This is a genomic window from Paenibacillus illinoisensis NBRC 15959, from assembly GCF_004000925.1.
Classification (GTDB): Bacteria; Bacillota; Bacilli; order Paenibacillales; family Paenibacillaceae; genus Paenibacillus; species Paenibacillus illinoisensis.
The window spans coordinates 61662-74826 of the sequence record NZ_BIME01000004.1 but is presented as its reverse complement, the minus strand read 5'-3'; the positions used below and the strand labels follow the sequence as shown (position 1 = coordinate 74826).

Genomic DNA, 13165 nt, shown 5'->3' with positions numbered 1-13165 from the left:
ATGCTGTGAAAAGCGTGAGGGAAAAGCCCAATCCAAAAGAAGACTTCACATTCATTGTACTAACGATGAATCCGATACGTGACACAGACATGGACAATTAGGTGCGCAAGGTTCATACTATAATGTGACCAGTGGTTAATAATGTCCTTTATGAATGGAGGGCAACAGTCTGCAGCCGTTCTGTCAAGACTGTCATACATACAAGCAGAGGAGTTGTCGACACATGAATGAAAAAACAATGGAGATGTTTCGTACGTTAACGGAATTCCCTTCCGCTTCCGGATTCGAGCGCGAGCTTCGTGGATGGATGAAGGAGCAGCTCTCCCAATATACAGAGGAATTTGTGCAGGATCGTCTGGGAAGTCTTTTCGGTGTACTTCGCGGTGAAGAATCAGGCCCGAAAGTTATGGTAGCCGGACACTTTGATGAAGTGGGCTTCATGACAACAGGCATTACGGAAACGGGCATGGTTAAATTCCGACCGCTTGGTGGATGGTGGAGTCAGGCTGTCCTGTCTCAGCGCCTACAGATTATCACTCCGGATCGCCGTATTACGGGCGTTGTAGGTTCTACGCCTACTCACTTGCTGGATGAGTCCCAACGGAGCAAACCGGTTGATCTGAATCACATGTACCTGGATATTGGTGCGGATAACCGTGCGGAAGCCGAATCTTGGGGGATTCACCCAGGCATGCAAATCGTGCCGATCTGTGAATTTACACCCCTGGCGAACCCGAAAAAAATTATGGCAAAAGCCTGGGATAACCGCTACGGAGTCGGACTTGCCCTTGAGCTCGTTGAAGCACTCCACCAAGAGAAGCTTCCAAACACGCTGTATTGCGGTGCAACAGTTCAGGAGGAATTGGGGCTTCGCGGTGCGCGTACAGCTGCCAATCTGATTGAACCAGACATCTTCTTCGCCCTGGACTGCAGTGCAGCCAATGACATGACAGGTGACAAACAGTCCTTTGGACACATTGGGCAAGGTGCTCTGCTTCGTATTTTCGATCCAGGCATGTTCACTCACCGCGGCATGGTGGAATATGTGCAGGATACCGCTTCTTCGAACCAGATCAAGATGCAATACTTTATCTCACCTGGTGGCACGGATGCAGGACAAGTTCATCTGAGCGGAATTGGCGTACCTTCAACCGTCATTGGGATCTGTGCCCGTTACATCCATACCTCATCTTCCATCATTCACACCGATGACTATGATGCTGCCAAGGCACTGCTTGTCAAATTGGTGAAGGGTTTGGATCGTACGACCATGAACACTATTATTGAAAACGCGTAATGCTCAGCGAGTGATAGAATTGAAAAACTCTGGTTGATCTCTCTCCAGATAAAGAGGCATTCCGACTTTGGTTGGAGTGTCTCTTTTTTTTGCGTAAAAATAGATTAATAGTTCGAACATTACAGGAAATAACACATAAGATACAACAACGAAAGAGAACAAAACACCAAGCAGTGGGGGTCCTGTTATGGCAGTGGGAAGGAATGGAAAATCGAATAAAGGATCCAAAAAAACCAATGCCGCAAACTCCCTTCTCAATGGCAATCTTAAAGGTAAGAACCTGGAACTCATCGTTGCAGCATTGCTTGTTAGCGGTAAATTAAGAGTTGATGCTGTCACCTTGTTTCGTGAGGCCACTCTGGTCGTAGAGCTGGTTGGACAGTATAAAACACTAACAAACATTAACCCTTCGAATGCCGATAAACTGGTCCAATTTCTTGACGAGATGGGCGATGTGACTCTGGATGATGTGATGCGAGCTTTCCAAAAAAGAATGAATTCCTAAATGAATGGAATGAAATGAGGCTGGGATGATGTCTGACTTTGACGGAACTGGATTTGCAGAGCTATTAATTGTAGTTATCCTTGTTGTGTTATTTGTATTTGGCTCTTCGGATATTGATGAGCTTACCGATTCCCCATCCTCTTCCTGAACCTTGCTCCCAATTGTGGTTTAGCCCCTTGAACTCTATACACATGGTAAGGTTTAGTACAGGATTCGGAGAGCCAATAAAAAACGCCAGTCCTCTATTCTGGACTGGCGTTTTTGAATTCATGCTGATGTCGTCATGCTACATAATCCGATAAATAACCTCGATGCCTATTACTCAGAGTTACAGAAATAACGGCGAAAATGCGATCCATGCCAAAATAAGCGTTAGCACAATACATACATTCTCGACCACGGCTCCATGTTTGGTCCCCGTGCTCATCAAATTCGCTCTGATCCTCCACTTGAGTGGCGGAAGCGGACGAATCCCGCGATTCGTCAACGAGTCTGCAAGCAGATGCATGGCATAGGCTACTCCTCCGGCAACCCAAATCTCCGGTCCCTGCTCATGCGTTGTGCTGTACAGCAGTCCTCCCCAAACTGCAGTTCCATAGAGCGTATGGGTTAAACCTCTGTGGGTCAGCGTAGTACATAACATGAGCAGACTCCCTGCAATCAGGTTCCATGGTGCGAGGGCGTGACCGTAGAATACAAGGCCCAGTCCGATGGCGAACATCAACACTTTGCGGAGCGAACGCGATGGCAGGAAAGATACCAGCCCGACCAAAATGGCCAGCAGCAGATTCCAAGGCTTCGCCTGCACATAAAAATACACAAATACGGCTGTAGGCAGCAAAATGGTTTGCAGCAGCCTGATCAGACTATTGGGCAGCGCCTTGGATACCAATAAGGAATTCGGCTCATCAATGTCCGGCAGCAGCGAGCCAATGAGCGCAACCGTAACAGCCGGTGCCGTGACTTGCACACCCATCAGCTGCAGTACTGAAAGTGAAACGCCTGTTCCAATAATCAGGTGGGATCTTCCCATCATGATGCGAAAACTTCCTTTCGAAGAAATAGGGAACATCATATCCCATTCTCGATGTTACAACGAAAACAAAAAGAGAACAATAGTTCGTATTTCTTATTTTAAAGTAGCGTCTGGACCTCAATACCTTCCATTCTTCAAGCTCCAATAAAAAAACAGTTTCCGTGACCGGGCTCACACTTTTTAATTTGTGCTACTTATCTCTTTCTTAGTGAAATAAATCACATTAAGTGTTAGCAATCCACGCTATGATTCAAATATAAACCACTAAAAATGTTGATAATGTCCAGTGTTAAACCAAGGAGGCTTACACACATGAACGGAAACAGAGAAAAACTTGTCGTGATCGGTAACGGTATGGCCGGAATTAGTACAGTTGAACAGATTTTGAAATTAACTTCACGTTATGATATTACGGTCTTCGGCACGGAGCCCTATCCCAACTATAACCGAATCATGTTGTCCTATGTTCTGGAGGGCAGCAAAACCATTGATGATATCGTGCTGAATGATCTGCACTGGTATGAAGACAATGGCATTACGCTTCATACCGGTACAACCGTGTCCCGTATCGATGCAGATACCCGGGAAGTCGTTACAAATGAAGGCACACGGGTGCCCTACGACAAAGTCATTATCGCTACAGGTTCCAGCTCCTTTATCCTGCCAGTTCCGGGTCATGATAAAGAAGGCGTTGTTGGATTTCGGGACATTGCCGATTGCAATATGATGCTCGAAGCAGCAAAGCAATATAAAAAAGCGGCTGTTATTGGGGGAGGTCTTCTCGGACTGGAAGCAGCCAAAGGTCTGGTACAGCTCGGTATGGACGTCACCGTAGTTCATCTCATGCAAGACTTGATGGAACGCCAGCTCGATCCTCAAGCTTCAGCCATGCTAAAAGCGGAACTGGAGCGTCAGGGCATTCGTTTCAGGATGGGCGCACAGACAGCTGAATTGATCGGCGGGGAACGTGTGGAAGGCCTCCGATTTGCCGATGATACCGTACTGGATGCAGACTTTGTCGTTATGGCTGTAGGCATTAAACCGAATACGATTGTAGCCCGCGAAAGCGGCATGGAAGTTAACCGCGGGATCATCGTGGATGACTACATGCAGACCTCACTCGAAGGTGTATATTCTGTCGGGGAATGTACCGAACACCGGGGAGTATGCTACGGCCTCGTTGCCCCATTATTCGAACAAGGCATGATTCTCGCCAAGCATATCTGCGGCGTGGAAACTGCTCCGTATGAAGGCTCTGTCGTATCTACCAAATTAAAAATCTCAGGTGTGGACGTCTTCTCCACAGGCGAATTTCTCGATAGTCCTGACCATACGGTGATCAGCCATAAAGATGACTGGAAACGGACCTACAAAAAAATTCTGCTGCGGGACAACATCATGGTCGGTGCCGTGCTCTTTGGAGATGTGACGGATTCTGCTGAATTGCAGAAGTTAATCAAACAGAAAACCGAGATGACGGATGAGCTGTATGCCTCACTGATGGGTACGGGCTGTGGTGGTCACAACAAAGCTGCTTCTATTGAAACGATGGCTGAGGACGAAATCGTATGTGGATGTAATGGTGTAACCAAAGGAACGATTGTCGATGCCATTACGAATCAAGGTCTGAGCAGCGTTGATGAGATCAAAGCCTGCACAGGCGCAACCCGTTCATGCGGCGGATGCAAACCGGTAGTAGAACAAATTTTACAATATGTACTGGGAGATGGCTTCACAAGCGGCGCCAAACAGGGCATCTGTGGATGCACCTCGCTCAGCCGGGATGAAATTGTAGCCGAGATCAAGCAAAAAGGATTGCAGACGACCAAAGAAGTGATGAATGTCCTGGGCTGGAGCCAGCCTGAAGGCTGTTCCAAATGCCGTCCAGCAATTAACTACTACCTCGGCATGATTGCACCGGATACGCATGAAGACGAGAAGGAATCCCGGTTTGTCAATGAACGTATGAACGCCAATATTCAGAAAGACGGTACGTATACGGTAGTACCGCGCATGTACGGCGGCGTAACCACGCCAGAAGAACTGAAACGCATTGCGGACATTTCGGTCAAATACGATGTAAAAGCCGTCAAGGTTACCGGGGGACAACGTCTTGATCTGATCGGGGTCAAAAAAGAGGATCTGCCGCAGGTATGGGCGGAGCTGGATATGCCTTCCGGTTATGCTTACGCCAAATCGCTGCGTACGGTCAAAACATGCGTCGGTTCCCAGTTCTGTCGCTTCGGTACCCAGGATTCCATGGCGATGGGTGCCCTGCTAGAACGCAAATTCGAGCGTCTTGATCTGCCTGCCAAATTCAAGATGGCGGTTAACGGTTGCCCTCGGAACTGTGCGGAATCATGTACGAAAGATATCGGTATCGTAGGTAACGATGGAGGCTGGGAGTTGTTTATTGGCGGTAATGGTGGTATCAAGGCCAGACTGGCAGACTCCTTATGCAAAGTAAAAACAGATGCAGAACTCATCGAACTCTGCGGTGCAATTATTCAATACTATCGGGAAACAGGCAACTATCTGGAGCGCACCTCGGAATGGGTAGAACGGATGGGGCTTGAGCAGATTCGTTCGGTTGTGGTGGATAATACGGAGGAACGCAAAGCACTGATGGAACGCATTGAATTTGCTCTGAACCATGTGGAAGATCCATGGGAAAAAGTATTGCGCAACGAAGAAGGCCAGACCAAACTGTTCCAGAGAATTGAAGTTTCGGCTCTCCCTTAAGTTTTAATCCTTAAAATAATAACGTTCTTTACTGGATCAATATGATATTCAATTTGCAGGTGAACCTGCCATAGAAAAGGAGCAGTCCAAATGACAACCAAACAATCAGGCACCTACTTTCCGGCGGGAGAGATTGAAGAGTTTCTCCCTCGCATCGGGAGAGTGGTAGAAATTGAAGGCCGACAGCTGGCTGTCTTCCGCGCCTCCGACGGTACCGTATTCGCTGCCGATAACCATAACCCCCACCCCAAGGGTGGGCCGCTCGCCGAAGGCATCGTATCTGGACATTATCTCTATGATCCGCTGTACGATTGGAAAATTGACTTAAGTACGGGTGAAGTGCAGGCACCAGATCAGGGACAGGTTCAGATGTTTCCGGTGAAACTCGAGTACGGACAGGTCTGGATTGCTGTATAGCTAGCTCCATGAGCAGGAACGAGATAGATGCACAATAATGGAGGAGACCAGGATGTATACACCAGGTGTTGAAGGAATTATTGAAGCTGCCGTTAAAAAACGGGATCAGATGAATGCTAGCTTGCCGCGTTACATGGTGGCTGCCTTAATGGCAGGGGCTTACGTTGGGCTTGGAATTATTCTGATCTTTAGTATCGGTGCACCGCTGCTTGCAGCCAAGTCACCCTTGCAAATGATGCTGATGGGCATGTCCTTCGGGCTCGCCCTCACGCTCGTCATTTTTGCAGGCTCGGAATTGTTCACAGGCAACAACATGTTTTTTACCATGAGTACGCTGGCAGGCCGGACCAAAGTTCGGGAAACCTTGAAAAACTGGGGACTTGTTTTTCTCGGCAATCTGATCGGGGCCATTCTGCTCAGTCTGCTTATTGTAGGCAGTGGTTTGTTTAAAACCGCTGGACCGGAGCACTTACTGTTTGCCGTATCGGCCAAAAAGATGGCTGCACCCGTTACCGAATTGTTCTTCCGCGGTATTCTCTGTAACTGGCTCGTCTGTCTGGCCATCTGGATGGCGGCCCGTTCCAAAGAGGATATTGCCAAACTGGTACTAATCTGGTGGTGTCTGTACGCGTTTATCGCCAGCGGGTATGAGCACAGTGTCGCCAACATGACGCTCTTATCCCTGTCCTGGCTGCTGCCCAACCATCCCGATACGATCACGCTTGCAGGTTGGCTGCACAATATGATTCCCGTCACGCTGGGTAATATCATTGGTGGTGCGTTGTTTGTCGGTATGGCGTATTGGTTTATTTCCCCGGTTCGAAAGAAAGCCTGATCGGACCTCGTACACATTTTCCTTCATCGTGAATCATTAAAAGTCTAAAAAAGCCACCATGAATCAGCTGAATAAAAGTTCAGTCGACATGGTGGTTTTTTGGTTTTGTCCGTGGATATCCCTTTTGTCTCTTTATCCCCATGCTTATGTCTTTCACTTTCATGGTTTATTTTTACCTTTCTCGCATACATCGTTAATCCGTGGTTAACATAATTAAAGTATAGTCGGATCATACTCAACCAACAAAGGATGATAGCTTAGATGGGAATTCATACGTACTTTAGGTCACTGAACGATCTTGAACGCATCATTCGAACGCCTGGCAAGTTCAAGTTCGAAGAACACTGTGTTTCTGCCCATTCCTGGAAAGTAGTACAGTATGCCAAGACACTGGCCGATATTGAAGAACTTCACGGAGTAAGCATCGATTGGAAAAAGTTATACGAAATCACCAGCAGCCATGACTATGGTGAAATCTTCATCGGTGATATCAAGACACCCGTCAAACATTACTCGTTGGAACTGCGTTCCATGCTGCTCCATGTGGAAGAAGCGATGGTAGAGCATTTTATTAATGAAAATTTCCCTGAGGAATTTAAGGACATTTTCCGCAGGCAGCTGCGAGAAGGCAAAGATGATTCCGTAGAAGGTCTGATTCTTGAAGTGGCGGATAAAATGGACCAGGTATATGAAGCCTTTGCGGAACTGCAGCGTGGCAATACGGAGAAAGAATTCATCGTCATGTACCGCTATGCACTGATCAAAATCAAAAATATCGACCTTCACTGTGTACGTTATTTCTTAGACAACATTCTGCCTGATATGATTGAAGAAGGCATTCGCTCCCCGTTCGATATCCGCAAAATCACCGAAGAAGCTTTGTCCCAATAATCAGCGCTGGCCATCTTGGTCCATCTGATCCAGGGACATGGCTTCTTTTCGTTGTTGTTGTTACCGATAAATGCTGCACATCGTACTTCCCACAGTAACAGCACATTATGCGGATAAGGCTCTCCTTGTTCATCTTTCAATTAATCATGTGTCACCCCGCCAACTTCTGAGCGAGTTGCACGATCTGAACTTTCCTCAAGTGACTTAATCAGTTTTAAACGGGACGTAACTATGGCGAGCAGAATAACAAACAGGCCGGCGATGATGAACAGCAAGGCAATTCCTCTCCCCGGTCCAATTCCAATAATTTGACCAACTGAAGATGCCAGTACTCCGCCTTCCATCATCAGCGGATTAAACACGTGGTCAGCCAGAAATCCGGCCAAACTATACGCAATGATGAACCCGAGCTGTGACAGGATACCAATGATCCCCCATACTCTTCCCTGCTTCTCGTTGGCAATGTTGTTACGCACCAACACATCTGCGCTCATGTTAACAAACGGCAGCGAGGACAGGAACAGAAAGCCCGCGAAGATAATAAAATAGATGTTGGTCGATATCCCGAGAAGCGAGAAGGACAGCCCGCACATGATTAACCCCATAACAAGTACACTTGCATACTTCTTCGTCATCGTGAATACCCCGATGCACAAGCTGCTGATCAGCATGCCAATGGCGCTAACGGACTGAAAAGTCCCCAGTGTTTTCGCATCCGTGAAGGACAAGAGCATTGGACCAATCAGCGTCTCCAGGAATCCCAGATAGAAGGTCACCAAGGAAATAATAATGACCAGCAGCAGTACTCCCTTATTCGTTACAACTTCCTTCCACCCCTCCTGAATATCGGTCATCCAGTTTGTGTCTTCTTTATTCTCCCGCTCTACCTTCATGCTCTTCCGAATGACCAGCACGGCCAGAATGGCAATCAAGAAAGTAGCGATATTAATGGTCAGGATCACTTCGATCGTTGTGATGCTGAGCAGGATTCCCGCAATAATCGGTGAAAACAAAAATTTGGAGGATTCAGCCAGCTGCACGAGTCCGCTCCCTTTGGAGAATTGTTCCTTATCGAGCAAGTCCGTGGCAGAAGCCTTGTATGCCGGACTTTGCAGCGCCGAAAAAACAGAACTGAACGATACCCCCACGTAAATATGCCATAACTGAATATCACCCGTGAGCATGATCGCCAGGATAAAAATCGGACCGGCTGCAGAACCCAAATCACCGATAATCATCATCGTCCGGCGATCGAATCGATCAGCCAGTACACCTCCAATGGGCCTGAGCAGGATGTTAGGCAGAAACGTAAACAGGGTAATCAGGGCAACACTTGTTGCCGTATTGGTCTTCTCGAAGGCATACACACCCAGTGAGAAAGCCGTAAGACCAATCCCGATCATGGAGACAAGCTGACCGGCCCATACAACCAGAAACTTTCTGAAGGATGTTTGAACCGTGTGTTCCATTGATGCCGCCCCTCTCTCCTCTTAGGCTTGATGCGGAAAATACAGACGGGTAACGTAGGCGAAGCTTCCTTCTTTCGCCCCCAGGACACGTTCCACGATCTGAGAGAATGCCTCAACTTTTTTTTGAAGCTCTTCTTCCTTCCATTGAAAAATGCCCTGATCCAGTAAAAACTGTGAGGATACCAGTAAAAACTCAATTGATTCCTTCGGGTTAGGTGTATGAAACACGCCTTCCTGAATGCCTTGCTCCACCACTTCGGCCAAAATGGGACTTAACCGAATGACCGTCTCCACCAGACTCTTTTGGTGCATTTCCACATTTTGCACATGGTGCAATTGCTCAATCAGCCCCAGCTTTTTGTCATCAGGCTCATTCTGCGCCATAACAATGTGAAAAATCTTGTCATGGGCATCCAATTTTGGATCAGACACCACACGTCTCGCTGCTTCCTCCCCTTTCAGAATAAAACGCATGACGATGGCGTTCATTACCTCTTCCTTGGACTGGAAATAATAATAAAATGTACCCTTGGCAATGTTACATGCCTGGAGGATATCCATAACCGTTGCTTTGGTATAACCTTTTGTCACAAACAGAACCTCTGCTGCATCCAATATTTCATTTCGGCGTTCTTCCGGATTTTTGATTAATCTCATATGCTGTCCTCCGATACGACCGACTGTCGGTCTATTCTAGTCGTGAAGTTTCAGAATTAGAACCCCATTTCAGTTAACCACTGTGAAAGATGGCTTTCGCGGTTCTTCAGATCCTGACGTTCTCTTGCATACTTGCCGATATTTTTATCGGCCACCAATTTACCATCCATCATAAACAACACCCGTTCCGATCTAACAGCCACTTTGACATCATGAGTTACGAGCAGGATGGTGGTACCTGTGGCATTAATATCCCCCAAAATATCCATAATCTCGTGTGTGGATTTGGAATTTAGCGCTCCTGTTGGCTCATCTCCGAACAGAATATCCGGATTATTGATCAACGCGCGGCAAATGGCGATCCGCTGCAGCTGCCCTCCCGAGGCTTGAGTGATATTATGCTGGGCCAGCCCGTCAATTCCCATCTTTTTCATGAGTGACATTGCTCGTGCATTAATCGCATCTCTGCTGCTGTTCTTGGCGAGATACGCCGAAAGTACAATGTTGTCGAGCAGATTCAGATTCTTGAGCAGATGAATGTTCTGAAAAATGAAGCCCATCTTGTTTAATCGAAGACTCGCCAGATCGCTTTCTTGAAATGCCGATATTTTTTTGCCATTGAAGTAGACACTACCAGCACTGATCTGGTCCATGCCGCTAACGTTGTATAGCAACGTAGACTTGCCTGAGCCGGACGGTCCCATAATAGATACGAACTCTCCTTTTTTGAGTTGGAGATTGATATCTTTTAGAATGCTGTGTTCTTCATTCTCACCGATGGCTACAGATTTATTCACATCTTTAGCTTCAAGTATGGTTGTCATGGTTAATCCGCCCCTATTCTGTGATCATTTTGGATATGCTAGTTTCCTTGATCGACTGGATGCTGATCCATGCCGTCAGTACAATGGTTCCTGCAAGCAACAACGGACACAGAATATACGCCTGTACCGGGTTAATTACGAACGAAATATTTGAAGCACCAAACGTTGACATAATGGCGCTAACGAGCAAAGGTCCAAGCGTATTGGACAGTATCGTTCCTGCAGCAACTCCTACTATCAATATGACAAGTGACATTACGACATATTTCAGCTTGATCTTGGACAAAGCAAAACCGAGACTTCTCAAAACAGCGATATCGTTACTGTCTTTGGCTACGAGCATTTGAAGGAAAAGTGAGGTAATGAGTATCGAAATGAATACCCCGATGGCTAAAGCCAGCACTGTGACCAATTTCAATTGTTGAATGGTTCCTCCGAGCGTCTGATCCAGGTATCCCTGCAGATCTGTTACTTTGGCTGGAGAGTAAGATGTCTCATATTCAGCAATTTTGGCAGCCATCTGACTACGATCTTTCAAATCCAGGCTGACTACATACCACAGAACACTATCCTTGTTGTAAGGCAACAACGTTTTCGCCGTTTTTCCGCCATTTGTTACGTCCTGATAAATGCCACTGACCGTCATTACCTGATTCCTTCCATTCACCAGCAAAGTAAGCTGTTCTCCCGTCTTCAGCCCGAGCTCGCTGCTGTTCGCATCGGATAGTGCAATTTCATTGGTGGTTGCCGGGGCATTACCGTTGACATAAGACAATGGAAAAATGCTGAAATCCCCAGTTTCCACGCTCAGATTGTCATAACTGCCTTCCGCATTTCGAACCTTGAACTGACTTGTTACCAGTGGAGAATATGTTTTAATGTCTTCATCTGTTTTGATCTGGTTTATCAAGTTGTTATAGCGCTGCTCTACATCATCCGTGTGCCTTAAATCAATTCGAATATCGCTTTGACCTACACCCATGTAGGAAATAAAACTCGGTGCCTTCAAGGTATTGAGGAAATTGATTGGCACAATCATAATGAACGAGCTGACAACAAAGACGAACAGTAACAAACGGAACATCCTGACGCGTTGAACTACATCCTTCAGTCCCAGAAAGACGGGTACAGAAGACCAACGATTACGGGACAGATTGAGACGATTGCGAATAATTTGATTGTCTCCCAGGCTTCCCGTTCGGAGTGCCTCCACCGCAGAGATGGAACGAAACCGCCGCAGCACCGTCCGGCAGAACAGAACCACCATGGCAAAAATCAACCCGCTAGCGAGTAAAGGTACCGCAAAATGCAACAAAGTTGCAGGCGCCTTTCCCAAGTACAACAAGATATTAGACACAAAAAGTCTGTTCACACCCAGTGATATAACATATCCAAGCAGGGAAGCTAACCCGGCCATAAACACATACTTCATGAGATACAGTTTCTTAATGTCCTTCTCCGCGATTCCAATGGCTTTCATGACACTAATCTCACGATAATCTTCTTCTATGGTAGCCAGCATTGTGAACCGGATACAGAGCATCGCAATCAGAATCAGCACTAGGCTGACCAGAATGATAACGGCGGCTATAACACCATCAGTCATGGCATTCAGTAACTGGAACAGGCCATACGTCACGACTGGACCAGCGTTAGGAAGTCCTGCATTCTGATAAGCTTGAGTGAATTCTCCTATCCGTCCGGGTTCCTTCAATCGAAACTCGATCAAATATTCCATCTCCCCAACACCCTGCTTCAATTCCTCTAGGGCTGCTGGACTCACAATAAAACGTTTGGAATGAATGACGGAGGGATTCATCTGGGCATCCCGGACAAAATCAACAATGGTATAGGAACGTTTGAATGAACCGTTATCAATTCGTACCTGTTCTCCTATCCTTAATTTGTTCTGCCGCATGTAATACACAGGAACTGCAATCTCGCCATCGTTTACCTGTATCATTTCACTATTCAGATTAAGTAAATAATCAAAATCCTGATTCTGAGTAACAAAATCAATGTCCATTACGCTATTTTTCTCAGATTCTGCTCCAAGAAACAGATTCGCACCGTCAATATTGACCATCTCTACAATCTGATGCTGCTCGACATTAGGATCAGCCTCAGCCCAAGAGATCACTTTGGCTTGATCCAATTCTCCAGCATGCATCTGTACAAAGTGAGGAGTCTTGGATTCGGAGAACAGATATTGAATGGAACTTGTTAATTCCATAATCATCCTGGACCCCGATGACACCAGTAAGGCAGCTAGCAGTACAAAAATAAACAATGAAGCCGTGATCCCTTTCTTTCTCTTGATATCATTTCTCAACATTCGTAACAGCATGAATAACGTGGCTCCTCTCATTCACGATTCATTTCTATTGATCTGGAGTCAGATGCTGGAAGTATTGAAACTGATCTAAAAACATTGAATGTAAGATGTTAGACGAAATGGATGTCATCCACTTGGAATTAACATATGTATTTCA

The 13165-nt window shown here is 46.5% G+C and carries 11 protein-coding genes; 6 read left to right on the top strand and 5 right to left on the bottom strand.

All coding sequences use genetic code 11. The annotated features are described in order from the left end of the window. Nucleotides 1-223 precede the first annotated feature (223 nt). On the top strand, nucleotides 224-1297 hold the full coding sequence (locus tag PIL01S_RS11710; RefSeq protein ID WP_127537716.1) for a M42 family metallopeptidase: 1074 nt from the start codon (nucleotides 224-226) through the stop codon (nucleotides 1295-1297). A 187-nt stretch (nucleotides 1298-1484) separates the two neighbouring features. Then, a complete protein-coding gene (locus PIL01S_RS11705) occupies nucleotides 1485-1802 on the top strand; it encodes a hypothetical protein (RefSeq protein ID WP_127537715.1) in 318 nt (105 codons plus the stop codon). Nucleotides 1803-2130: 328 nt separating this feature from the next. On the opposite strand, the gene PIL01S_RS11700 is transcribed toward PIL01S_RS11705, so the two are convergent. Beyond that, nucleotides 2131-2838 carry a metal-dependent hydrolase gene (locus PIL01S_RS11700; protein ID WP_127537714.1) on the bottom strand — a complete coding sequence of 236 codons (708 nt, stop codon included), beginning with the start codon at nucleotides 2836-2838 and terminating at the stop codon, nucleotides 2131-2133. Between the two features lie 312 nt (nucleotides 2839-3150). Here PIL01S_RS11700 and nirB point away from each other — a divergent pair, with 312 nt between their 5' ends. The 4 genes from nirB to PIL01S_RS11680 all read left to right on the top strand — a co-directional run bounded on the left by nirB (nucleotide 3151) and on the right by PIL01S_RS11680 (nucleotide 7723). Then, complete coding sequence (gene nirB, locus PIL01S_RS11695; RefSeq protein ID WP_127537713.1) at nucleotides 3151-5580, top strand: nitrite reductase large subunit NirB; 2430 nt, start codon at nucleotides 3151-3153, stop codon at nucleotides 5578-5580. Nucleotides 5581-5670: 90 nt separating this feature from the next. Further along, nucleotides 5671-5997: a nitrite reductase small subunit NirD gene (gene nirD, locus PIL01S_RS11690; protein WP_127537711.1), complete on the top strand. Its 327-nt coding sequence runs from the start codon at nucleotides 5671-5673 to the stop codon at nucleotides 5995-5997. Between the two features lie 52 nt (nucleotides 5998-6049). Next, complete coding sequence (locus tag PIL01S_RS11685; protein ID WP_127537710.1) at nucleotides 6050-6832, top strand: formate/nitrite transporter family protein; 783 nt, start codon at nucleotides 6050-6052, stop codon at nucleotides 6830-6832. 261 nt (nucleotides 6833-7093) lie between these two features. After that, the gene (locus tag PIL01S_RS11680; RefSeq protein WP_127537709.1) at nucleotides 7094-7723 is read left to right on the top strand and encodes a YfbR-like 5'-deoxynucleotidase; all 630 of its coding nucleotides are present in this window, start codon (nucleotides 7094-7096) and stop codon (nucleotides 7721-7723) included. 140 nt (nucleotides 7724-7863) lie between these two features. Here PIL01S_RS11680 and PIL01S_RS11675 read toward each other — a convergent pair whose 3' ends face one another. The 4 genes from PIL01S_RS11675 to PIL01S_RS11660 are packed head-to-tail and all read right to left on the bottom strand — an operon-like array spanning nucleotide 7864 to nucleotide 13020. After that, complete coding sequence (locus PIL01S_RS11675) at nucleotides 7864-9192, bottom strand: MFS transporter (protein WP_127537708.1); 1329 nt, start codon at nucleotides 9190-9192, stop codon at nucleotides 7864-7866. Nucleotides 9193-9213: 21 nt separating this feature from the next. Continuing rightward, complete coding sequence (locus PIL01S_RS11670) at nucleotides 9214-9849, bottom strand: TetR/AcrR family transcriptional regulator (protein WP_127537707.1); 636 nt, start codon at nucleotides 9847-9849, stop codon at nucleotides 9214-9216. Nucleotides 9850-9905: 56 nt separating this feature from the next. Then, nucleotides 9906-10673 carry an ABC transporter ATP-binding protein gene (locus tag PIL01S_RS11665; protein ID WP_127537705.1) on the bottom strand — a complete coding sequence of 256 codons (768 nt, stop codon included), beginning with the start codon at nucleotides 10671-10673 and terminating at the stop codon, nucleotides 9906-9908. 13 nt (nucleotides 10674-10686) lie between these two features. Continuing rightward, entirely contained in the window at nucleotides 10687-13020 is a 2334-nt protein-coding gene (locus PIL01S_RS11660) for an ABC transporter permease (RefSeq protein ID WP_127537704.1), read from the bottom strand. Between the last annotated feature and the right edge of the window lie 145 nt (nucleotides 13021-13165).

What these genes read in the sequence shown, in the direction of transcription:
- PIL01S_RS11710 (WP_127537716.1), top strand. Translation starts at nt 224, where the DNA reads ATGAATGAAAAAACAATGGAGATGTTTCGTACGTTAACGGAATTCCCT.
- PIL01S_RS11665 (WP_127537705.1), bottom strand. Translation starts at nt 10,673, where the DNA reads ATGACAACCATACTTGAAGCTAAAGATGTGAATAAATCTGTAGCCATC.
- PIL01S_RS11680 (WP_127537709.1), top strand. Translation starts at nt 7,094, where the DNA reads ATGGGAATTCATACGTACTTTAGGTCACTGAACGATCTTGAACGCATC.
- nirD (WP_127537711.1), top strand. Translation starts at nt 5,671, where the DNA reads ATGACAACCAAACAATCAGGCACCTACTTTCCGGCGGGAGAGATTGAA.
- PIL01S_RS11705 (WP_127537715.1), top strand. Translation starts at nt 1,485, where the DNA reads ATGGCAGTGGGAAGGAATGGAAAATCGAATAAAGGATCCAAAAAAACC.
- PIL01S_RS11700 (WP_127537714.1), bottom strand. Translation starts at nt 2,838, where the DNA reads ATGATGGGAAGATCCCACCTGATTATTGGAACAGGCGTTTCACTTTCA.
- PIL01S_RS11685 (WP_127537710.1), top strand. Translation starts at nt 6,050, where the DNA reads ATGTATACACCAGGTGTTGAAGGAATTATTGAAGCTGCCGTTAAAAAA.
- PIL01S_RS11670 (WP_127537707.1), bottom strand. Translation starts at nt 9,849, where the DNA reads ATGAGATTAATCAAAAATCCGGAAGAACGCCGAAATGAAATATTGGAT.
- PIL01S_RS11675 (WP_127537708.1), bottom strand. Translation starts at nt 9,192, where the DNA reads ATGGAACACACGGTTCAAACATCCTTCAGAAAGTTTCTGGTTGTATGG.
- nirB (WP_127537713.1), top strand. Translation starts at nt 3,151, where the DNA reads ATGAACGGAAACAGAGAAAAACTTGTCGTGATCGGTAACGGTATGGCC.
- PIL01S_RS11660 (WP_127537704.1), bottom strand. Translation starts at nt 13,020, where the DNA reads ATGCTGTTACGAATGTTGAGAAATGATATCAAGAGAAAGAAAGGGATC.